Source organism: Bacteroidia bacterium (assembly GCA_039924845.1).
Taxonomy (GTDB): Bacteria; Bacteroidota; Bacteroidia; order DATLTG01; family DATLTG01; genus DATLTG01.
The window spans coordinates 14,748-37,582 of record JBDTAC010000065.1; the positions used below are offsets into that span (position 1 = coordinate 14,748).

Sequence of the window (22,835 nt, forward strand, 5' to 3'; positions counted from 1 at the left end):
GATATAATAAAACGCGCTTCATTCCGTTACAGAAAAAAGTGCTTACTTTGCCTTGATGATGCGAAAATTATTCTCTCTTTTTTTACTTTCCTTTTCTTTCGTTGCGTCAGCTCAAATTGGCGGAAGCGGCACCTACGAATTTTTGAACCTTCCTGTTTCTGCCAGAACAGCTTCTTTGGGTGGAAACATTATGAGCGTAAAGGACGATGATATCAACGCAAGTTTTCAGAATCCATCACTTTTAAATCCTACTATGGACAATAGTTTGAGTTTAAGTTATATCAATTATTTTGCAGGAATTAATTACGGAAATGCTGCTTACGCGAAGGATTTTGAAAAAATAGGCACCTTCAGTCTTGGCATGAAATTTATCAATTACGGAACATTTACGCAAGCCGATCAAACAGGTCAAATTACAGGTACTTTTAAAGCTGCTGAATATTTATTCAACATTGGCTATTCCAAACAATTAGATTCTTGCTTCTCGATAGGAGCCAATTTAAAAACCATTTATTCTTCGCTGGCGCAATATGCCTCTTTCGGTAATGCCATTGATCTTGGTGGAACTTATTACAATGCAAAAAGCAAATTTTCTATTGCAGCTGTTATCGCAAACTTAGGAACACAATGGAAAACCTATACTCCCGGAAACCACGAACCACTGCCTTTAGACGTACAAATAGGGATTTCAAAACAACCCAAACACGCCCCTTTTCGATTATCCATTATTGCACAGCATTTACAAAAATGGAATTTAACTTATTCCGATCCGAGCGACACTGCTACGATAGATCCTAGTACAGGACAAAGCATTACATCGTCTGCTCCAAAATGGGCTTTCGGCGATAATTTAATACGCCATTTAGTACTGGGTGGCGAATTATTGATTACTAAAAATTTTAATCTCCGTTTGGGATTTAATTATGAACGCAGAAAAGAACTGGAATTGGTAACTCGAACAGGATTAGATGGATTTTCATATGGCTTTGGGTTTAAAATTTCGAAATTCCAGTTGAGCTACGGGCATGCCGTTTACAGCTTAGCTGGAGGCTCTAACCATTTCACCATCAGTCTCCACCTTTCCGAATTTATGGCGCGAAAACAAAATTGAAAAATTAATTTTTCAAACTGTTTTTGTAAGTCTATTTTCATAAATTATTTTTCAAATTCCAAATTTACAACTCCACTTCTAAGATTTAATATTCATATCTTTGTTCCCTCAAAAAATCATTTTATGATCGAAGAATTAGAAAAAGTAAATTGTTTGATTATAGGTTCAGGTCCTGCTGGATATACTGCCGCTATTTATGCCGCTCGTGCGGATATGAAACCTGTTATGTACGAAGGCTTGCAGCCTGGCGGACAATTGACAATTACCACTGAAGTCGAAAATTATCCCGGATATCCAAAAGGTACAGATGGTCCGAAAATGATGGAAGATTTTAAAGCGCAAGCGGAACGTTTCGGAACGGATATTCGTTGGGGAGTGGCTACTGCTGTTGATTTTTCAAAGCATCCACACAAAATAACCATTGATGAGAAAAAAATTATTTTAGCGGATACAGTTATCATTGCTACAGGAGCTTCAGCCAAATGGCTTGGTTTGCCCTCCGAAGAGCGATTAAATGGATTTGGTGTTTCAGCATGTGCCGTGTGCGATGGTTTCTTTTTTAAAGGACAAGATGTAGCGATTGTTGGAGCTGGCGATACAGCCGCAGAAGAGGCGACGTATCTCGCTAAATTATGTCGCAAAGTGTATATGATTGTTCGAAAAGACGAAATGCGCGCTTCCAAAGCGATGCAACATCGTGTAACACACACCGCGAATATTGAAATCTTATACAATCACGAAACAAAAGAAATTTTAGGAGATAAAGGTGTTACTGGAGCTTTAATGGTAAATTCCAAAACAGGTGAAGAACGCACTTTAACGATCACTGGTTTTTTCGTGGCGATTGGTCATCAGCCGAACACGGCTATTTTTAAACAATGGCTAAATTTGGATGAAGTGGGTTATATCAAAACTATTCCAGGAACTAGTAAAACCAATATTGAGGGTGTTTTTGCCTGTGGAGATGCGCAAGATAAAGTGTATCGCCAAGCAGTTACAGCTGCTGGTACAGGTTGCATGGCTGCTTTGGATGCGGAGCGCTATCTCGCCGAAAAAGGCATTCATTAAACTATATTTCAGTACCTTTGACTATAACATTTTATTTTTGATGATAAAAAAAATACTTTTCTGTTGCATCTTTTTCAGTTTCTCTTCTGCTTTATTTGCACAATTTAAATTTAGCGGGCAAATACCTACAGCCAAGCGTTACAAGGCATCGCAAGTAGTGGATTCTGCTTATGGGATAACCATGTACGACAAGTTAAATCCTTCTATTGGCGGAGATTCCGTTAGAAACGAAAAGGGCTATGCTGCACAAGGTCAAATTATTGATTATTACGAAGACGGAAAAATTATCCATAAAGGATATTATGTAGATGGACAACTAAAACTCTATTCCAATTATTTTGAAAATGGGCAAATTGAACGCGAATTCAAAATAGTAACAATCAAAAAATGCCACATGACTATTTTTTATAACACTGGAAAAATAAAGTCGGACATTACCTATTACAACGGACAAGTAGAAAGCGAACAAGATTTTTATCCGAATGGAAACGTTTCTTACATCGAAGAATCCGATAAAAGTTTAGAACATATTATCAAACGTGATTCGTATCTTGAAAATGGACAACCAGAATCTACTTTCGAGTTGCGTGATGCCGATAAAAAGAAACACAAAGAATATCTATACGATAAAAAAGAATATTTCCCGAATGGCAAAGTGAGTAAATCTGGCTCTATGAAATACGTTCCGGCAGTGAACGATTATCAGAAAGATGGCACTTGGAATTTGTACGATGAAAGCGGCAAATTAATCGAAGTGGATGATTATATAAACGGTATGTTGAACGATCAAAAAAGGCAATAATCCTCTTCTCAAAAAATAATTTTTCAATCGCTTTTAATTCGTTGTCGTTGTTTTTTGTTTCGCAGTTTTACTCCGAAACCTACGATACAGTTCTCCCAAAGTATTAAATTCTTCTCTGTAAAAAATGCCCATACCTTGGGTAAATGGGGCATTGGAAAGTACAATGGTATTATCGTTGGATCGATTAAAAGCTTTTACACGTAGTTTACCGTCTTCTGTAAGTTTATATTCTATGTTTACGTCGCCGACAATATTATTCGTATTTTGGGTTTGTACTGCAGCATTTCCGGCTACTCCAAAATTACCATCAATAGATACTTTGTCATTAAAAAGTTGTGTCGAAAGTGCGACTTCCAGCTCTTTACTGCTCAATAAATCTCCCGGTCGGTAATTCACACCCACATCAAAATCATTGCTTATTTGCGAAAGCCAATTACTCAATTGATTCGACAATAACTCGCTAGAAGCCGTAGTTCCTGCATTTCCTCCTTGTGAAACACCTTGCGATTTCAATTGATCGGGTGGTACAAAACTGTTCATCACCATTAAAGAAAAAATTTGCTTATTCATTTCTTGCTCCGTAGTTAGATAGCTTTTTATCGTTTGGCGTGTTCCATCATCCACCGTTGGCAAATCAATGTCGAAAGCAATGTTCGGACTGAATAAATTTCCACTTAAATTCAAAATACAATTGACGGGATAACGCTTTTTATACAAACCTGTTGAATCGGAAGGAAAAAATGGGCTCAGCGGTGTTTTTACTTGATAAATTGCATTTAAATTCAGATCTGCGTTGTATGGATCGCCCGACCAGCGAATGGTTCCGCCTTTTTGCAGTTTAAATTTTTTATTGATGATATTTTGTAGCGTGAACAAATAACTCCCATCGTCAATCGTATAATCGCCATACATACTAACACTTCCGATACTATTGACCGACATTTTCAGATTTCCATTTCCATGCGCTGTAATAATATCTCCAATTTTGGAATCAAAAATAATTTGTACTTGCGCATCTGGCGTGGCTTCTACGTTTAAATTAACTGTCAATCCATTTTGAGACGCCTTGTAATCTTGCCCTTTTTTCACCTTCACAGAATCTTTTTTTATGAAGCGCACAAAATCATTATCACCTGCTTCTTGTGGTCCCGTCATCGGAATAAATAATTGCGTTGTGAATATTTTATGATCAAAATTTATTTTTTCTGTCTTTAAAGATGCGTCAATTGAAATATTATTCAAATAACCATAGACGTTCATTATTCCCGATCCAAAAGCGGTTCCGTAATATAGATTATCCGTATTATCAGATGTATTTAAACATAAAAATTTACTTGCCTCAATATCAAAATCTAATTGAAAATCTTTAAAATTATTGTGAAAAACACTTCCATTTACGATGGCAGTATGCCCGTAAATATCATATAAAACAAGGCTATCTATACGAAAAGAAGTAGGATGTATTATAATATCCTGATTGAAACTGTACGAAGTATTCAAATAATTGACGGTAACTTTTTTCGCATGGAGCGTTAATTTACCTCCCAACAAAGGATTATTTATCGCACCTTTTATCGTTACCTCTCCGCCAAATTGTCCTTTAAAATCACGGCAATAATCCTTCACAAAAGGTTCGAAAATTTGCATTTCCATGTTGTGCAAAGTCATATCCATATCCACATTATTTGTATCTCTCGTAGGATAATAAAAGCCGGAAATAAGGATATTTTGAATACTGTCTTTACTAAAATTTCCATGCAAATAAATAGCTTGTTTTTTATCGTTCCAAAGCGTTTCTAAAACTCCATTACCAATATTTTCATTGTTCAATTTTATTTTCTGGAAATTGATGGAACTGCTAAAAACAGGATGCTCATAGATACTTGAAATAGTGGTTATGCCATCCACAGCACCATTTAATTTCAATCCACTTTTAGCTATAAACTGATTCAAATTTTCCAACCTAAATTGAGAAAGATTGATTTGTATTGCTTGCGATTTATTTTCTGAAATAAAACCATTTACGGCAATGGCTTGCTGTCCATTTCGAAACGACAAATTAGTAACGGCTATCTGTGATGAATCTATTTTTATCTCATTGTCTTCGCTCATTTTCCAAACGGAATCAGCAATCACAATTTGAGAATGCAACAATTTAATTTTTAATTGTGGATGTTGATCAAACAACACGAGTCCGTCAAAATTTCCGCTATACTCAATGTCATCATTGCTTTTCCAATTCAACTTCCACGTTACACTGTCATTTAAAGCAGTTGCAGATATAGCTAAATTATCAGCTCCAATGCTGTCGCTAATATCCAAACGCTGACAGCCCATTTTCATTTTTATTTTTTGTTGATCCGAAAATACTTCCGCACTCCACAACGAAATTTTCTTCCCACTCAACACTAATTGACGTGCTTTTGCATTTAAGATTATTTTTTGATCTGTACTGTTATAACTTCCATTCACGTATGTATCTGGGCTGATTTTTAGTTTTGGAAAAAATAATTCTGTTAAAGGATTTGGCTTGTTAAAATGAACTGAATAATTAAAATTTTCAGGTTGTTGAATGCTCTTTAATTTTAGTTTAGGAACATAAGAAGGTGCATAGTGGTTTAAAAAATTAATGATAGAGGTGGGTAATTCACTTAGCTCGAAATTCCCTTTAATGGTGGCATCCAAAAAATCGGACGATAAAAAAACAGATTTCTTTCCATCCTTTTCCTTCTGCGATACCAAATTCAAATGCTGCATTTCGTATTGAATATTATTCTGGATAAAAGTAGTTTTTCCGATTAAGGCTTCGCCCAATAAATCATCCTCGTTGCTACCAGTAACATTTACTGTAAGTTGAGAGGAAAGAATAGCTGGCGTTTTACTTTGTATAAAATGGAGCGCACTCAAATCGGCTCGATTAATGGTGGAAACGAAATCCGTTACCGGAATTTTTTCATTAAAATCCACATCTCCGTTAAAATCCATGCTTAAGTTAGTATCCCGAACAGCAAGCATTCCTTTAAACACTCTTTTCGCCAAATTTCCCGCTACATTCAGATTTTGATAATTGTATTTATTAAACTCAATATTTTTGATAGCACCTTTAATGTTCGCCGCAATATTATCGCGCTCCAAACCTTTGCCATCCACCTGTCCATCCAAACTTATTTTTCCGAGAATTCCAATCCCTAAAAATTTTCCGATATCAAAATTATCTGACTTTATTTTTCCGCTATAAGTAGCAACGGAATTCCCCAATGGTTTTTGCATATCAACATCGGATGAAATATTCCCGAGGTCAGTGGTAAATTTCCCGTACGCCACAAAATCTGAATAGAAACCTGAGAAATTGCCACTAAATTTAATTTTTCCGAGAAGTCCAATACTTTCAGGCACTTCCAATGTTTTTTGTTCGTTAAATGGTGGTACCGGAATTTGCTCCAAATCTTCGCGTGTGGTGGTAAGTCGGTTTATATCCAAGTGCATATAGGTCTCAGAAAAATTCGGTAAGCCGCTCATATCAATATTTCCACTGAATTGTGTATTATCTCCGAATAAAATATTCATATTTTTTCCGCGCAAATCATTTACAGTTCCGCTAATGTCGCCCGAAACCGTTAGTGTTTTGTACATTCCTTTTAAATCGGTCGAAAAATAAGCGATGTCATTCATCTCCAAACGCGATTTCGTAAACACCGCTTTCATCTTCACTTTATGGATAAAATCATTAAAATCGCCATATTTAGAATATTTTAAAATCAAATCAGTGGAAATTTCACTTTGCGCAGTTTTAATCCGAAGTTGATCCAACTCCATGCCTACCGGACTCAATTTCACATAACACGCAAAATCCCGAAGTTGAAATCCTGATTTTTCAGTTGTAGAAAGATTATCAATCGTAGCCCGAATCGTATCACCAAAAAATTCCACATCGCTGATTCCCGCATGGATATTTTCAGCGTGTAAATCTGAAAAATTAATTCCCGTAGTGGTCGATGTATCGTTTCTATCTTGCAATTTAAAATCCACATTATTCAGCAACAATCCGCCAAATCTAAAATGCCAAGCGACCGCAGTAGTATCAGCTATTGTATCTTTGGAAGCAAATTCATTGATGATAAATTGTAAATTAAAATCTTTTTCTTTTTGATACGTAATTAATGCGAGTTTCGTGTTTTTCAACTCCACACTTGTTATAAAAATTTGATGTGTTTGACGATTGATATCTCCGATGCTCAACGCTAATTTTTCGGCGTATAGCAAAGTATCTTTGTGCAAATCTTCCACGTATACTTTTTCTAAAATCACTTTGTTGAAAAAACCGATATCTACCCCCCCTACTTCCACTTTGGTATGTAATTTCTCAGAATAATAAGAGGCAATTTTTTGCGTTAGCCACGTTTGCACAGAACTTGTACGAAGCAATAAATACGCAATCAGCAACAAGAAAGCGAGCGAGCCTAAAAAGTAGAGTAATATGTTGCGTAATTTTTTGATAACTTTGGTCTTTTATTCTGTATTTATTTTCTTTTTTGCCTTGTGAGCAAGGCAAAGTTACACATTATGACGCAGTCAACGATAATAATTTTAGGAATTGAATCTTCTTGCGATGATACCGCAGCTGCTGTGATTGTTGATGGCAAATTGCTTGCCAATTGTATCGCCAATCAAAAAATTCACGAATCTTACGGCGGCGTGGTTCCAGAATTAGCTTCCAGAGCGCATCAGCAAAATATTATTCCGGTAGTAGACGAAGCACTTAAAAAAGCCAATGTCAAAAAAACAGATTTAGCCGCTGTTGCGTATACGCGTGGTCCCGGATTAATTGGTTCTTTATTGGTCGGTGCGTCTTTCGCTAAAGGTTTTTCGCTCGGTTTAAACATTCCTTTGATTGAAGTAAATCACATGCAAGCGCATATTTTAGCACACTTTATTGACGATGAAAAAAATAATTTTTCGAAGCCCGAATTTCCTTTTTTGTGCCTTACCGTTTCTGGCGGACATACACAAATTGTGCTCGTAAAGAATTATTTTGAAATGGAAATAATCGGTCAAACAATGGATGACGCTGCGGGAGAAGCTTTTGATAAAATTGCGAAAATAATTGGCTTTCCTTATCTCGGTGGCGTATTTATTGATAAATTGGCGCAAGAAGGAAATCCGTTGGCGTTTAAATTTCCGGTGCCATTGGTGCCTGATTTGAATTTTAGTTTCAGCGGATTAAAAACAGCTTTTTTATATTTCATCCAAAAACAAACAAAACTAAATCCAAATTTTATTGAAGAACATAAAGCTGATATTTGTGCGTCTATCCAAGCAAGTATTGTCAATATCTTAACAGAAAAATTAAAAAAAGCAGCGGAACAAACGGGAATTTCTCAAATTGCAATCGCTGGCGGAGTGGCGGCGAATTCAGGATTACGAAATAAATTACACGAAATTTCAGTGCAAAAAAATTGGAAAATTTTTATTCCTCAACAAGCGTATTGCACGGATAACGCTGCAATGATTGCCATAACGGGATATTTAAAATTTCTAAAAAAAGATTTTTCAGAACAAAATGTAGCGCCAACTGCTCGATACGATTGGTAAAAGGAATCTTCAAAAAATAATTTTTCAAACGCGAAAAAATATTTTTCAAAATCAAAATTTGATTTATTTTAAAATTGAACATTAAAATTTATATTTGTCGTCGCTATGAAACTATTTGTTGCCAACATCGAAGAATCCATCAATGAATTTGTGTTAGAAAGTATTTTCGCGCGCTTCGGCGAAGTTATTTCCACCAAAATTGTGTACGATCGAATTACGTACGAATCGAAAGGTTACGCTTTTGTGGAAATGGCGAAAAAAGAAGATGCTTTAAAAGCCATCGAAAGCCTTAACGACAAGGATTTAAAAGGAAAAAAATTAGTGATTAAAGAAGCTGACGAAAAAAGACGCTAAGTTTTTTTCTCAAAAAAGGTACTTCGAAAAATTATTTTTTTGAAGCGATTAATACGCACCATTTCTTTTTCGCAAAAACCATTCTGCACTCAGTAAAAATAAAAGGAGAAAAAATACTGCTTTCAAATCTACCAAATCAGAAAGTTTTTTTTCGGAATACACTACCGATTTTAAATCGTCGCGTTTGTCCAATGCGTCGGAAATTTTCTGCAAGTCTTGCGGATACACCATTTCGCCGTCGTGCGAATGCGCCAATTGATACAACAATTGATGATCCGCTACCGCGTTTACCGCTTCGATGTGCAAAGGATTAATTACAAATGCACCGCGTTTCGAATACATTTTATCGCCCACTTTTGTAGTGGCTTCGTACGTGTAATTTCCAGTCGGCAATTCGCCTGCTTCCAAATGATACGCATTGGAAGTTTTACTGAATGTAAAATCAAATTTCTTGGTAGCATCGTTTGTAAAATGAATCAATACATCACCTCCATTTATCAACTCGTAACTTTGGTTATACACTTCTGCATCCATTGTTATTGGCTCATCTTCGTTAAAAGTATGATTGGCATTGATGCGAAAAAAACTTTTGTCTTCTTTCACTAATAAATACTGTATGGTTTTATCAATTAATTCTTGAAAAAAATCAAAATTGGAATTGTCAGAGTAATCGTGTAAACGCCATTTCCACAAACCTTCTCCAGCAATTATTGCATTTTTTTTATCTGCATTTTGATTGAAAACAATCAATGGATTCTGAGTAGTAATTGCGCCATTTTTTTGATAAAACAAAACGTTGGCAGCCGCGCCCATTCTATAATTTCCGAAAGGAGATTTCATTGCAGGCAGCTCCGAAAAATAATTTTTGAACGCATCGCTCAGCGTAAAAAGCGTAAAGTTTTCATCGTAAGAAATCGTGATTTCATCTGTTTGAGAAGTCAGAGAAGATATATTTAAACCAGTCTGTAAGGCATTAAATTCGGGCAAAGCAGAACGTGAACCTACAATATAAATCACCGGAATATGTTGCTCTTCTATTTTTTTCAACAATGGAATTGATTTATTTTTTAAGGAAGGCAATTGATCTAAAATCACCAAATTATACGCCGCCAAAGGTTTCGTAAAATCGCTCAATAAATAAACTTCCGCTTCGTAATTTTGATTTGCATCAATGGCTTGTTTCAGCGCACCCATGTCAGGATCTGGCGCATCCGAAAGTAATAACACTTTTTGCTTTTCATCTACCACTTCCACAAAAACATCTTGTGAATTGTTTTCTAAATTCGTTTCGCCATTTGCTTCCGTAAGCGCGATGTGATAGCGTTGTGTGCCTTTTTCATCCGCATTTAATTCTACCGGAACATTTAAATGAAAAGAATTATCCGAAATAAATATGGGTTTCGTAAATAAAACTTGTTTATTTTTTGTAACAGTCAGTGTGCTCGTTTCGCCCTTTAACTGATTGGCTTGCAAAACAATTTCCAACGGAAAAGTATTTCCCAGAAAAGCGATTTTGTTGTGTTCTACTTTTTGTAAAACGAGGTCTTTTTTTACGGTCGTATCTCCCATCGCAACCGTGTAAATTGGTACTTTTATTTTTTCGGAAGCGTAAATCGGATTACTGCCTTTGTTGTAAATTCCGTCGGATGCAATAATAACTGCGCCCAAATTTCTATTCTTAAAACGATCGTTTATTTCGCCGAAAAGCGCAGCCATATCTGTTTCCTTTTCATTGAATTGATAATTGATATTTTGCGTGATTTTCTCTCCAAAAGAATATGTTTCAACCGTGTATTTATCAGACAAATGCGCAATTAGTTTTTGAAGATTTTCTTTGTATTGATTCTTGTAAAAAGAAGAATCTTTTGTCAGTATTAAAGAATAAGAATTATCCTGAGCAATAACAATAATAGGTTTTTCGGTAGTTCGAGAAGTATCTTTTAAGAGTGGAGATAAAAGTAAAAATGCTAAAAAAGAAACCGTCAAAAAACGAAATGATGCGGTTAAAATTAAAATTGTTTTCGAAAATGCGTACGTGCCTTTTTCTCGGAAATACAAAGCAAAAGAATACAAAGCACCAAGCAAAATGCAAAAAATGCTGAACCACAAAGGATATTCGGTGATGATGGTAAATCCCATTTCAGATAAATTGCACAGTAGAAAAATAATTTTTCAATAAAATTTCGGCTTCGAAAAAATAATTTTTCAAATCGTTTTTAGGTCAGCATTCCACCGCAAACATTAATAACTTGCCCGGTAATGTACGCCGACATATCCGATGCTAAAAACAAAACCAAATTGGCTACATCTTCGCCTGTTCCACCGCGTTTCAAAGGAATGGCATCGCGCCATTGTTGCACTACTTTTTCGTCCAAAGCAGCTGTCATTTCTGTTTCGATAAATCCAGGCGCAACAGCGTTGCAACGAATATTTCGAGAACCTAATTCCAAGGCAACCGATTTTGTAAATCCTATAATTCCAGCTTTAGAAGCCGCGTAATTTGCTTGTCCGGCATTGCCTTTTACGCCCACCACCGAAGTCAAATTAATCATCGAACCTTTGCGTTGTTTCAACATCGGCTTTTGCGCCGCTTTTGTCAAATTAAATACCGATTTTAAATTGGCATTTATTACGGTGTCCCATTGTTCTTCGGTCATTCGCATCAACAAACCGTCGCGTGTAATTCCGGCATTGTTTACTAAAATATCTATCGTTCCGAAATCGGCAACAACGTTGTTGGCTAATTCTTCCGCGGCTTTAAAATCGGCTGCATCCGAACGATATCCTTTTGCTTTTATTCCGTACGCTTTCAATTCTTCTTCCAAAGCTTGTCCTTTTTCAACGGAAGATAAATACGTGAAAGCGATGTTTGCACCTTGTTCCGCAAATTTTTTCGCGATTTCTTTCCCAATGCCACGAGAGGCTCCAGTAATAAGTGCTATTTTTCCTTCTAATAATTTCATATTCATTTTATTTTTTTATACTTTCGCTTTGTCTTTTTTTAATAAAAAACCATTCAAAGATAGATGAAAAAGCAATATCTGTTTCACTCAAAAAACAATCCTATGAAAAAAATATTTTTTTTAGCTGCTTGTACATTCATTGCAGCAACAAGTACTCAAGCACAAGGTTTTTATATCGGAGTTCGTGGTTCGGCAGCATCCACTTGGCTATTTAATACCAATGTTTCCAATGCTGGAAATTCGCTAAACTACAAAGCCGCTTTTGGGTATGATTACGGCTTGGATTTACGCATGGAATTTAACGAGCACGTGGGTATACTGCTAAATGTTTTGCAAGGCGAACACGTGCAAGGATATTCGGGACAAATTGGTACAAATGGTTCTATTTCTTATACTTCTACCAATTCTTTGAACGAACTTTCCATTCCTCTTTTGTTTCGCTATAAATCAAAAGGTGCGTATGTTGAAATCGGACCAGAATATCAAATTGTAAATAGCGCTACTTATAAAAATTCGATGAATCCCAGTGCTATAGATGTTTCTAATTATTTCGCGACAAGCAATATCGCTGCCGTTTTAGGTTTTGGCGTTGACAGCAAATTGAGCGATCATTTATTTTTAACAGCAGGTTTGCGTTTTGCTTACGGTTTAACCGATTTAAAAGGTGTTGACGGCTTAGGACAAAATTTAAGTGATCCAATTGCTTATCCTAAATATGCTCCAACTAATTCGGCTTACGGGGCTTTTGTAATTGGCTTGAATTATAAGTTTGGAAAAAGTGAAGACGCTGCGGCAAGTAAATAATTGATTTTAGTTCTTCTTTAAAAGGATAGAAAAATTATTTTTTCTATCCTTTTTTTTATCTTCTTTCTTTTGTCTTATAAACAAAGAAGAATTCAAGATGCCGATTTCTTATTTCAGTAAGATAATTGGTAAATCTTCCAATTTTTAAATCAATTAAAACTTCTTCCTAATTTTTTAAAATTTTTCCAAATAATAATAATATCGCTGAAAGGCTTGTAATCTTTGGCGTACAATATATTCATATCGTTCAACATTTGTTCCGAAATATTTTTTTTCGACAATACATCTGTCGGATTTAAAATGCCATTTTTTATTTCCGGTAATTTTAATTTATTTTTTTCTTGAACGCTTGTATTCGACGTGTAACCTACAAAAGAAAGCTTTCCAAACAGTACCGAAAAAATATTTTTCAGAAAGCCTTTTTTATTTTTCACGATAAAAATATTCAGCGGAAGCGTTATTATAAAACAAAGGCTTATTAAAAAATCGAGCAAACGCTTATTCCGTTTGTTAGCTGATTTCGCAATGGAATTAATATCAATTACGTACAATTCTCCAGATGCATGAATGGAATTACTTCCAATCACAGAAAGGCTTTCGGGCGGTGCAATTTTATATTCAATGTCTGCATTCATCGGCTGCGACATTTGATCCATGATGCGTTGTGCACTTAAATCTTTCGCGCAAAAAATAATTTCATCAATTCTATAAATTTCAATAATTTCTTTCAACTGATTTATACTCCCCGAAAAATTATTTTTTTGATCGTATGGATATCCATCGGGCGCCACGTAAGAAATAAATTTCGGATGAATTTCCATTTGCTTTATCAAAGCATGAACACGTTCACATTCGAGTTGTTCGCCTACAATTAATACTCGTTTTTTTTCGGTGGAATTAAGTTCGAAATTTTTTATTTTAAGCAGATGCAAAATAAAACGTTCGGATACCAATCCGACAATTGCCCAAACAGTTCCAAGTAAAATAATGGCTCTCGAAAAACGATAATACTCTGGCAACAAGGCATAAACAATCAGAATTCCAGCAGAGCCCAACAAAATACCGCGAATAATTTTTTTGATTTTTATCGGATAATCGTATCCGCCACTTACAAAAATAGCGCTTAGCCAAATGAAAATATAAAGCGGTAAAATACGCGTTATGACAAGGGCGGGATATGTTCCGCCATCCGGAAATTTAATCCATTCGGCATATATTTTTTTCAATAAAAAAAGTCCTCCAAATAAAATAAGAGCATCAAAAAAAGGCACACTTATTTTCCTCAAAAAGCGCATCAACAAAGCCACTGAAGCGCGTAAATAAACAGCCATATTAATGAGCGTCGAAAATAAATTTGCATTTTTTTTGGAGAAATGTTTTTTCGCAAAAATGATCATCGCATTGTAAAATACAAATACGTAATTAACACTACTTTTTTTGGTGCTTTCGCCTTTGTAATGAATGATGCGAGTTTCCGGAAAATAATAATTTTTAAATCCGCCGAGCTTGATGCGATAGGAAATATCAATGTCTTCGCCATACATAAAGAAAGATTCGTCCAGCAAACCAATCGTATCCAACACGGATTTTCGAAGCAACATAAAAGCGCCCGAAAGGATATCCACCTCGTGTGTTTTATCTTTATCTAAAAATCCCAAATGGTATTTTCCAAATTTTTTCGATTTCGGAAATACTTGTGAAAAACCAAATATTTTGTAGAAAGCCACCCAAGGCGTGGGCAATCCGCGTTTTGATTCCGATAAAAAATTTCCTTTTCCGTCTAACATTTTTACGCCCAAACCGCCGGCTTCCGGATGTTCGTCCATGAAAAAAATAATTTTTCGAAAGGTATCTTCTTCTACCAACGTATCTGGATTCAATAATAAAATATAGTTTCCTGTTGCTCTGAGAATGGCTTGATTATTGGCTTTTGAGAAACCTGTGTTTTCTTTGTTTTCAATTAAAATTACTTCTGGAAATTTTTCTTTCACTATCGCAACCGATCCGTCAACCGAATGATTGTCGACCACAAAAATTTCTGCTTCTATATTTTCCGAAGCTTTGCGAACAGAATACAAGCATTGCTCCAAAAAATATTGGACGTTGTAATTGACAATGATGATGCTGATTTTCATTTTATTGTAAGCGAATTTTCATACGGCATTCGGTTTACAATAGAGCGACCGAGCGTTATTTCATCGGCATATTCTAATTCGTCGCCAATTGCAATTCCGCGGGCAATTGTGGTAATACGAATTGGATATTCTTTCAATCTTTTATAGATATAAAAATTGGTGGTATCGCCTTCCATCGTGGTACTCAGCGCCATTATGACTTCATTTACTTCGCCTTCGGAAATTTTTTTCACGAGCGATTCAATCGTTATATCGGATGGACCAATTCCATCCATTGGAGAAATAATTCCGCCCAAAACATGGTACAATCCTTTGTATTGCGATGTATTTTCAATTGCCATCACATCGCGAATATCTTCCACTACGCAAAGTGTAGAGCGATCTCGATTTCCCGAAGAACAAATTCCGCAAATTTCTGTGTCTGAGATATTATGGCAATTTTTACAATATTTCAATTCATCGTGCAAACGCAAAAAAGTAGTTCCAAAATTGGTTACATCCGTTTTATTTTGCTTTAACAGATGCAATACAAAACGAAGCGCGGTTTTCTTTCCTACGCCTGGCAGGCGCGAAAATTGTTCCACAGCTTGTTCAATCAGAGAAGATGAAAAATTCATTTTTCAAAAGTAGGAAAAAAATTGCAAGGATTTGATTATTTTTGAGCCGCTCTATTATATTAGAAAAAACAAAAATGCCAACAACAGCAATCGTTTCATCAGCTTACCTTCCTCCTATCGCGTTTTTTAAAATACTGACGGAGCATCCAAGTGTTTCGATGGAAGCGTTCGAACATTTCCCGAAACAAACCTATCGCAATCGTTGCGAGATATACGGCGCCAACGGTTTATTGAGTTTAAGTATTCCGATTGAAAAAAATTCAATTCGCACCTTAACAAAGGATATTCGGATTGCGTACGATCACAATTGGCAGCATTTGCATTGGCGTTCCATGCAATCAGCATATCGGCGTTCACCTTTTTTCGAGTTTTATGAAGATGATTTCGCGCCTTTTTATCGCTCTCAAAAAAATATTTTTTTGAAGGACTATAACGACGAATTTTTAATCTTGCTTTTTAAATTGTTGAAGATAAATCCGAGTATAAAAAACACAATTGCTTACGAAAAGAATTATGAAAGCGTGTTGGATTTCAGAAATAAAATTACCCCCAGAAAAAGCGCTGAACCTTTTGTCTATAAAGCAAAAACTTATACGCAGGTTTTTGAAAGCAAACACGGATTTATTCCCAATTTAAGCATTGTGGATTTGCTTTTTAACCAAGGACCAAAAGCGACGGAATATTTTTAAGCTGAATAAATTGTTTCTTATGCTATAAAATACAAAATCAACAATAGGGAACAAACAGACAACATTGTCCAAAATATCTTGGAATGAACGCTTATTTCCCAATTCATTGAACGATTATTTTTTTAGTTTGCACTTGATTTAGTGTTTGCACCTTCACGAAATACATTCCTTTCGAGAATCGAGATAAATCAATATTTTGAATAGCTTGTATAACTGTATTATCAGCAGAAACAGAAAACAATTCTTGTCCTAACACATTGTATATTTGAATACTCTGCACATCCTTTTCCATACCACCGTTAAGTTGCAACGTAAATTGTCCGTTAGTCGGATTTGGGAAAACAACCCAACTCTTCTCCGCATTACCGCTACAAGTAACATCAATCGTATTAAAGGATACGGTGTTTCCATCGTAATCAGTTTGAGAAAGACGGTAATAATTGGTTCCCGAAGTTTCATTAAGAGTAAAAAAATAATTCTTTGTTTGTGTGGTTGTTCCTGCACCCGGAATAGTTGCCACGTTTGTCCAATTACTACCATCCACCGTACTTTGAATGGTAAAATAATGATTATTAGTTTCCGAAGCAGTACTCCAATTAAGTGTGGTTACACCATTATTACAAGCTCCAGTAAAAGAAAGTAAACTAATAGGCAATGGAGCTGCCGCTTGGTTAATAGAACCTATTGTAAAATAACCAACAGCCGAAAAATCACTATAAGGAACACTAAAATAAATAGTACCGCTCGTTGCAGGATAACCTGCATTGGGCGTAATAGTATATTCTCCTGCAGAGCCATCTCCGAATTTAGCATTATTATCTACCAACAATACTACATCTGCATTGGCATTGGTACCTAAACCACCTGGTCCCATAACTTGGCTCATATCCACCGCAATAATAACATTGCCTGCGGGAGCTCCTGTTTTTTGTGTACGCCATACACGTTGTATTTGATCATAAATAGCCGTGGAAGGACCTCCATGAGTATATATCGGAGTTCCTACAGGAACCATCCATAAGGATGAAAACTTTTTACTACCTCCTGCATAAAGTGCAGAATCATTGTTTCCCCAAATCAAATAAGTACCATCAGCCATAGTAACAGGTGCTGCATAATTGCTATTTGCCATACTAATGACATCACTAATAGTATTTCCTGTTGTAATAGATTTAGGCTGATTTAAACCTTCTAAAGCCACATCGGCACCTATCCCAGTAACATTGTAATGATACCCTGTTCCTGCAGCCCATATAGTAGTAGCATTTGGGCTGGTATATGCCATAGTGGTAGCACCATTACCACCGAGGGTAAGACCATATTTAACAGACAAATAAGATTCTACTTTGTTGGTTTGTGCTGCAGTTAATGTAGCTGGATAAAATACTGTTTCGGCTATAAGCCCCCAAGAAAAACGAGGATGATTACTTGCATCACCTGGATGTCCTAAATCTTGTTCTCCAATTTGAAAGCCTGCACTTGTAGTTACCGCGCTTCTTGTTACTCTGCATAAATTCCAATAGTAAGCATGAGAAAGTGTTTGAACTCCGTTGATATATGTTTCTGCTGCTGCATTCGAAAAATCATTGCCTCCTTCATGCTCAGAATATAATCCAGTTCCAAATACTTCTTCTCTGCCTAAGTCCAGATTATCTTGTTTCCATTCGTGAACAATTCCAACATACCCTTCAATAGCAGGATTTAATTGTTGTACTACAAAACCCTCTTGTTCTGTCCAACTATCAGCACCAGAACTTCCATCGTCAAGTGCTTCTACATCTGTACTTGAACCATACCAACTAACAGGGCTATTATTGGTATAACTAACAGCCGGATTAAAATTAGCAGCATTAGTGGTATAAACAGGACCAACTCCTGTATTTGTTTGTGTTAAAAGAATATCATTTGTAAGCGAATTCCAATTAGTAACTGTAGAGCCATTTGTTGCAGGCGTAACGTTTGTATTGGCTTCAAACCAAATACTTGGAGAACTTACACCACCTGGAGGCGCTGCTACTGTTAAAACACCTGTTGGTGTTGGTATTGGTGTTGGAGTACTAGTACCTGGAGACGAAGTACCTATATTGAAACTGGTGCATTGAGCATTTAAAACATCTCCCCCAGCAGCACTCGCACTTACATCATACGCTATCCAAAAATAATAGTGCGTACCTGTAGTAGCTATTGAATAAGGTGTAGTAGCAGTATAAACAGTGGAAGCTAAGGCTGGAGCAGAACCACCAGCTATCAATTCAGTAGCAGTAGAAAATGTAGCCATAGTCCCTGTATAATAAATATGTATTTTACTTGCATCTGTAGTGATAGCAGTGGAGCCTAAGGCATTTATTGTCAAGCTATAAATAAAATAACCCGAGGTATTCGATTTCACTTTAAGTTCTACAACTTGCTGAGCAGTATTGCCTGGGTAAACAGTATAGGATGATGAAATACAATTTGACGTTATTGTAACCGCCGCTTTTGTAACTGGCAGATATACTACAAACAAAATCAATACAAAAACTATTTTTTTAGAGATATTCATTTATCCTTTTTTTTAATTTGCATGTAAGGATAAATGTATTTTATTGTTTTATAAGCGAAAACTTCATAAGTGGTGGGTATTTAGGGATAAGTGGCTGATAATGTTGCATAAGCACATTAAAAGTTGAGCCTAACATGAGGCAAGTTACACTGAACGTATGGCGCGCGCAGATGAACCTATGACACGCGCAGCTGAACCTATGACACGCACAGATGAACGTATGGCACGCGCAGATGAACGTATGGCACGCACAGATGAACGTATGGCACGCGCAGATGAACGTATGGCACGCACAGCTGAACTTATGGCACGCGCAGCTGAACTTATGACACGCGCAGATGAACGTATGGCATGTTTAATTTAAAATGTGGAATGATTTGCAAATTTGAGAATGTGCGTATGTGCAGATTGAAAAAATATTTTTTGAACGCGCGCTGGCAATGTTTCATTTTAGAAGCCTCACCAAAATCCTCTCCAAAGGAGAAGGGAGTATTAAAAAATTCCTCTTCTTTGGAGAGGATTTAAGACAGGACTTTATTCGAAATAAGATACCCGAAAAATAGGTTTACAAAATTGTGTTTTCAAACAAAAAACAACACACCTACAATAATGATAATAGTGATAAGGAGATATGCCCAAATATCTGCGGGGAAGTAATTTTTGTACTTTTCATATTGTTCTATTAAGCCATTCAGCATCGTTTCGAAAATTATTTTTTCAACCGTTTAAAAACCAACCACCAAACGTAAATTTACTTCACGCGTGGTAAGGTAATTCGGAACGGCATATTGCCTGCCATTTACATCGGTTATCCAAGTATAAGAAATGGTATTGTTGATGTCTAAAATATTGAATACTTCCAAGCCAAGCCAAATGGATTTTAAATGATTAAAAGCATTGTGAGGAGAAAGTTTCCGCCCTTCTTTTAAAATTTGATACGAAAAGCCGATGTCCACTCTTCGGTAAGGCGGCATTCTTAAGGTGTCTTTATAACGCATTTGATCTGGCGGACCAAAAGGCAATGCGCTTCCGAAAATCAAACCCAAGTGCATTTTAAAATCAGGGAATTTTGGTAAATAATCTTGAAAAAAGATACTGAACGTTACCAATTGGTCGGTTGGGCGCGGGATATAACCAGGATTGTGTTTCACACTATCAGTAGCAATATTGTTATAGGTATATCCCGGAATGATTTGTTGTCCTGCACTGTTGTAAAAGGTATAATAACTGTAATCTGGACTTTCTTCGCGCGCTTGCATAATGGATAAACTTGCCCAAGATTGAAGTGTTCGCACAAACTCTCCACTCACTTTCATATCAATACCAGTTACATAACCTTTTGCATCGTTATTGGCAAAATAATGAACGTGTACATCGTCAATTTCGTAAGGGTCAATGTCATTCAAGGCTTTGTAAAAAGCTTCTGCCGTAAATTTAAAGGGGCGATCCCAAGCCTTAAAATTCAAATCGCTGCCCAGCACATAATGAATGGACTGTTGCGCTTTTACGTTGGTGTTCAGGTTGCCGCTGTAATCGAGCATCTCTCTTAAAAAAGGCGGTTGATAGTAAAAGCCAGAAGAAGCGCGAAACAAAATATCTGTTTTCCAATGTGGTTTGAAGGCAAACGTGGCACGTGGACTAACTACATTTTGATGATTGAGGTCTAAATAATTACTACGGATGCCAGCTGTTAAAGTGATGTGCGAGGTATCCTTCAATTGTTTTGTCCACACATTTTCAACATATCCTTCTACTTGATTGGCAAGGATGGTATTGTTTGCTTTCACTACGTTTTGCAAGGTAATTTCGTTGGCAGGTGTTTGTGGCAGTGAATAGCCTGCGGAATCAATCATGTTCCATTCGCTAAGCTGATCGGTGATGTTTTCGAGTTTATAGGTTAGCCCCCATAAAAATTGATTTTTCCCATAATTAATGGTTCCTTTATTGGCAAGACTAAAAACAGTAGCATTCAAATAATCACGTGCATGATTCAAAAAAGAACCTACTCCTAAATTGTACGCTACTTGTCCGAAGGTGGGTTTACTTAAATCTGTTTCCAATTGATTGATGTAATATTGCCCAAGAATATCATACGTTTCATCTTCAATATCTTTGTAGGCAGAAGCAATAAATTTGATATTCGTTTTTTCATTTGGATGGTAAATGAGCGAAAAAGCTCCCGTCCCTGCTTCAAACTGATCCACTTCTTGTCCACCAAAATACACTTGTAAATCAAGCGCTTGGTTAATGGTACCAAAAGAGGTTTGACGCGATTGAGGAACGGTTAAATATTTATTTCTCGAGAGGTTTCCTAAAAAATCCAATTCCCATTTATCCGATAAATCATAGGTCAGATAGGTTTGCACATCGGTAAACGAAGGTTTATAATCGCCTTTGGTATCTAAACTATTCAATAAATATTGCGTTGTTTTTTGTCGAACACCTACAATCCAAGTAAAACGATAATTATCGGAAGAGCCTTCTAAATGGAGTGATCCTCCTAATAAACTACCTGAAGCCGTACCAGCAAACTTTCTGGGTCGGCGGTATTTTACGTCTAATACAGAGGACATTTTATCTCCGTATTTAGCTTCAAAGCCTCCGGCAGAAAACAAAACGGATGAAACCATGTCTGGATTTATAAAACTTAATCCTTCCTGTTCTCCTGATCTAACAAGGAAGGGACGATACACTTCTATATCGTTTACATACACTAAATTCTCGTCATAATTTCCTCCTCGCACAGAATATTGGGAACTTAACTCATTGTTGGTATGCACACCGGGTTGGGTCATCAGCAGTGCATTGAAATCCTCGGAAGGGCTGGGCATCGCGCTTATCAATTTCGAATCTAAGCGGGTCATTTCAGTGGAACGGTCTCGTTCGTCGGTTACTTCTAATATTTTCAAATTGCTTTTCGCAGAAGGAAAAAGCTGTTGGTTGATTTTTATCATTCGCCCTTTTTGCAAATCAATCGTTGTTGTTTTTTCTTCCTCGTAACCCAATCCAGAAAAAACCAATTGAAGCGCTTTGTTTGCCGGAATTTTGAGGAGGTAATGTCCTTGTGCATCAGAATAAGCAGGTGTAATTGCCAATCCAAAAACAGAAACAGTAACACCTTCAATCGGCGTACTATCTTGCGCCAATACAAAACCAGATACACTTGCACTGTCCTGTGCATAAAGTATTTTTGAAGGAAGGAAAAAGAAGAGTAATAGGCACGTCAAAAAACTAATTTTTCGATTGAAAAAATATTTCTTGGAAGTGTTTTTCAGGGACTTATTTCTCACTTATTTGATCGGATAATTATTGTACTTTCAGTTGCCCGCTTTTCCATGCTTCAATAAACTTTGCCCAAGCAAGGGGGTTTAACAAACTAATAACAGGGTATTGTCCGGTACTGTATAATTTACTGTCTTGGTTCTCCATGTAATTGGCATAATTGGCACCTGCATCCATTTTCGATCCATAGCGCAATTCTTTCTTCTGCGCCAGCGCCATGTTCTTTTTAGCACGTTCTAAATCATCGTTGGGAGTATTCAAATTTAAGAAAGCAGCTTCAAATTGTTCTTTGGTTGGCCAAGGATAAATGAGTGTTTCTTTCAAATTAAAAGTATCTTTCTTCAACACTTGTATTAAGGAATATTTGTCTGTTAAAAGCGTGTCTGAAATGATGTAATTAATTTTCCGGTAACCCAAAGCGTTAAATTCAATCGTATCATTTGTTTCCGCCACAAATGAAAAATAGCCAAAATAATCACTGATAGTACCTCGATTAGAATGTTTTATCATAATACTGACGAAGGGAATCGGCTTTAAACTGTCGTGATCTACAGCAACACCTGAAAATTGTATCAGAATGTTTTTTTGATTGTCTTTCTTTTTCGAGTTATTCTGCGCTGAAGCAGAAGGGATGCTTCCTAACAAAAAGAGGAAGGCAAAGAAGGAAATGAGTTTTTGCATAAATAAGTAGGCTATTGTTTTGTTGTCAAATGTACGAAAACGTACAGATTAGGATAAAAGTATCTTTGAAAAAATAATTTTTCAATGTGCCTTTTCAAGGACATAAAAAAACGCCTTGTATTTTGTACAAGGCGTTGTAGGTTTTAAAAGTGATTGTGTTACTTGCTTGTTTTATTTAACCAAGGATACATGACC

General features: G+C 36.3%; 16 protein-coding genes. 8 read left to right on the plus strand and 8 right to left on the minus strand.

The genetic code is table 11. The annotated features are described in order from the left end of the window. Window positions 1-55 precede the first annotated feature (55 nt). The 3 genes from porQ to ABIZ51_07140 all read left to right on the plus strand — a co-directional run bounded on the left by porQ (window position 56) and on the right by ABIZ51_07140 (window position 2,981). Window positions 56-1,111: a type IX secretion system protein PorQ gene (gene porQ / locus ABIZ51_07130; protein MEO7088546.1), complete on the plus strand. Its 1,056-nt coding sequence runs from the start codon at window positions 56-58 to the stop codon at window positions 1,109-1,111. A 123-nt stretch (window positions 1,112-1,234) separates the two neighbouring features. Then, the gene (gene trxB, locus ABIZ51_07135; protein MEO7088547.1) at window positions 1,235-2,179 is read left to right on the plus strand and encodes a thioredoxin-disulfide reductase; all 945 of its coding nucleotides are present in this window, start codon (window positions 1,235-1,237) and stop codon (window positions 2,177-2,179) included. 40 nt (window positions 2,180-2,219) lie between these two features. After that, entirely contained in the window at window positions 2,220-2,981 is a 762-nt protein-coding gene (locus ABIZ51_07140) for a hypothetical protein (protein MEO7088548.1), read from the plus strand. 33 nt (window positions 2,982-3,014) lie between these two features. On the opposite strand, the gene ABIZ51_07145 is transcribed toward ABIZ51_07140, so the two are convergent. Next, window positions 3,015-7,427 carry a translocation/assembly module TamB domain-containing protein gene (locus tag ABIZ51_07145; GenBank protein ID MEO7088549.1) on the minus strand — a complete coding sequence of 1,471 codons (4,413 nt, stop codon included), beginning with the start codon at window positions 7,425-7,427 and terminating at the stop codon, window positions 3,015-3,017. Window positions 7,428-7,544: 117 nt separating this feature from the next. Between ABIZ51_07145 and tsaD the strand changes: the two genes are divergently transcribed. Together tsaD and ABIZ51_07155 are read left to right on the plus strand one after the other, a co-directional pair. Continuing rightward, window positions 7,545-8,573 (plus strand): tRNA (adenosine(37)-N6)-threonylcarbamoyltransferase complex transferase subunit TsaD, encoded by a 1,029-nt coding sequence (gene tsaD, locus ABIZ51_07150; protein ID MEO7088550.1) that lies wholly within the window; start codon window positions 7,545-7,547, stop codon window positions 8,571-8,573. A 105-nt stretch (window positions 8,574-8,678) separates the two neighbouring features. Continuing rightward, complete coding sequence (locus ABIZ51_07155; GenBank protein MEO7088551.1) at window positions 8,679-8,927, plus strand: RNA-binding protein; 249 nt, start codon at window positions 8,679-8,681, stop codon at window positions 8,925-8,927. A gap of 48 nt (window positions 8,928-8,975) precedes the next feature. Here ABIZ51_07155 and ABIZ51_07160 read toward each other — a convergent pair whose 3' ends face one another. Next, window positions 8,976-11,066 (minus strand): hypothetical protein, encoded by a 2,091-nt coding sequence (locus tag ABIZ51_07160; GenBank protein ID MEO7088552.1) that lies wholly within the window; start codon window positions 11,064-11,066, stop codon window positions 8,976-8,978. 77 nt (window positions 11,067-11,143) lie between these two features. Then, window positions 11,144-11,890 (minus strand): 3-oxoacyl-[acyl-carrier-protein] reductase, encoded by a 747-nt coding sequence (gene fabG / locus ABIZ51_07165; GenBank protein MEO7088553.1) that lies wholly within the window; start codon window positions 11,888-11,890, stop codon window positions 11,144-11,146. 102 nt (window positions 11,891-11,992) lie between these two features. On the opposite strand from fabG, the gene ABIZ51_07170 reads away from it, so the two are divergent. After that, the gene (locus ABIZ51_07170) at window positions 11,993-12,694 is read left to right on the plus strand and encodes a hypothetical protein (protein ID MEO7088554.1); all 702 of its coding nucleotides are present in this window, start codon (window positions 11,993-11,995) and stop codon (window positions 12,692-12,694) included. Between the two features lie 149 nt (window positions 12,695-12,843). Here ABIZ51_07170 and ABIZ51_07175 read toward each other — a convergent pair whose 3' ends face one another. Both ABIZ51_07175 and recR read right to left on the minus strand, forming a co-directional pair. After that, window positions 12,844-14,829, minus strand: a complete 1,986-nt coding sequence (locus ABIZ51_07175; protein ID MEO7088555.1) for a glycosyltransferase family 2 protein — start codon at window positions 14,827-14,829, stop codon at window positions 12,844-12,846. Beyond that, the gene (gene recR / locus ABIZ51_07180) at window positions 14,826-15,446 is read right to left on the minus strand and encodes a recombination mediator RecR (protein ID MEO7088556.1); all 621 of its coding nucleotides are present in this window, start codon (window positions 15,444-15,446) and stop codon (window positions 14,826-14,828) included. The genes ABIZ51_07175 and recR overlap by 4 nt, the downstream gene beginning before the upstream one ends. A gap of 74 nt (window positions 15,447-15,520) precedes the next feature. On the opposite strand from recR, the gene ABIZ51_07185 reads away from it, so the two are divergent. Next, a complete protein-coding gene (locus ABIZ51_07185; protein ID MEO7088557.1) occupies window positions 15,521-16,135 on the plus strand; it encodes a WbqC family protein in 615 nt (204 codons plus the stop codon). A 103-nt stretch (window positions 16,136-16,238) separates the two neighbouring features. Here ABIZ51_07185 and ABIZ51_07190 read toward each other — a convergent pair whose 3' ends face one another. Further along, window positions 16,239-18,677 carry a T9SS type A sorting domain-containing protein gene (locus ABIZ51_07190; GenBank protein ID MEO7088558.1) on the minus strand — a complete coding sequence of 813 codons (2,439 nt, stop codon included), beginning with the start codon at window positions 18,675-18,677 and terminating at the stop codon, window positions 16,239-16,241. A gap of 157 nt (window positions 18,678-18,834) precedes the next feature. Here ABIZ51_07190 and ABIZ51_07195 point away from each other — a divergent pair, with 157 nt between their 5' ends. Then, window positions 18,835-19,041, plus strand: coding sequence for a hypothetical protein (locus ABIZ51_07195; protein MEO7088559.1), 207 nt, complete (start codon window positions 18,835-18,837; stop codon window positions 19,039-19,041). A 361-nt stretch (window positions 19,042-19,402) separates the two neighbouring features. Here ABIZ51_07195 and ABIZ51_07200 read toward each other — a convergent pair whose 3' ends face one another. Beyond that, the gene (locus ABIZ51_07200) at window positions 19,403-21,904 is read right to left on the minus strand and encodes a carboxypeptidase-like regulatory domain-containing protein (protein ID MEO7088560.1); all 2,502 of its coding nucleotides are present in this window, start codon (window positions 21,902-21,904) and stop codon (window positions 19,403-19,405) included. A 79-nt stretch (window positions 21,905-21,983) separates the two neighbouring features. Continuing rightward, window positions 21,984-22,640 (minus strand): carboxypeptidase-like regulatory domain-containing protein, encoded by a 657-nt coding sequence (locus ABIZ51_07205; GenBank protein ID MEO7088561.1) that lies wholly within the window; start codon window positions 22,638-22,640, stop codon window positions 21,984-21,986. Window positions 22,641-22,835 lie beyond the last annotated feature (195 nt).

Bases quoted from the DNA above. Each gene is read 5' to 3' on its own strand.
- porQ (MEO7088546.1), top strand. From the start codon at position 56: ATGATGCGAAAATTATTCTCTCTTTTTTTACTTTCCTTTTCTTTCGTT.
- trxB (MEO7088547.1), top strand. From the start codon at position 1,235: ATGATCGAAGAATTAGAAAAAGTAAATTGTTTGATTATAGGTTCAGGT.
- ABIZ51_07140 (MEO7088548.1), top strand. From the start codon at position 2,220: ATGATAAAAAAAATACTTTTCTGTTGCATCTTTTTCAGTTTCTCTTCT.
- tsaD (MEO7088550.1), top strand. From the start codon at position 7,545: ATGACGCAGTCAACGATAATAATTTTAGGAATTGAATCTTCTTGCGAT.
- ABIZ51_07155 (MEO7088551.1), top strand. From the start codon at position 8,679: ATGAAACTATTTGTTGCCAACATCGAAGAATCCATCAATGAATTTGTG.
- ABIZ51_07160 (MEO7088552.1), bottom strand. From the start codon at position 11,066: ATGGGATTTACCATCATCACCGAATATCCTTTGTGGTTCAGCATTTTT.
- fabG (MEO7088553.1), bottom strand. From the start codon at position 11,890: ATGAAATTATTAGAAGGAAAAATAGCACTTATTACTGGAGCCTCTCGT.
- ABIZ51_07170 (MEO7088554.1), top strand. From the start codon at position 11,993: ATGAAAAAAATATTTTTTTTAGCTGCTTGTACATTCATTGCAGCAACA.
- ABIZ51_07175 (MEO7088555.1), bottom strand. From the start codon at position 14,829: ATGAAAATCAGCATCATCATTGTCAATTACAACGTCCAATATTTTTTG.
- recR (MEO7088556.1), bottom strand. From the start codon at position 15,446: ATGAATTTTTCATCTTCTCTGATTGAACAAGCTGTGGAACAATTTTCG.
- ABIZ51_07185 (MEO7088557.1), top strand. From the start codon at position 15,521: ATGCCAACAACAGCAATCGTTTCATCAGCTTACCTTCCTCCTATCGCG.
- ABIZ51_07190 (MEO7088558.1), bottom strand. From the start codon at position 18,677: ATGAATATCTCTAAAAAAATAGTTTTTGTATTGATTTTGTTTGTAGTA.
- ABIZ51_07195 (MEO7088559.1), top strand. From the start codon at position 18,835: ATGGCGCGCGCAGATGAACCTATGACACGCGCAGCTGAACCTATGACA.
- ABIZ51_07205 (MEO7088561.1), bottom strand. From the start codon at position 22,640: ATGCAAAAACTCATTTCCTTCTTTGCCTTCCTCTTTTTGTTAGGAAGC.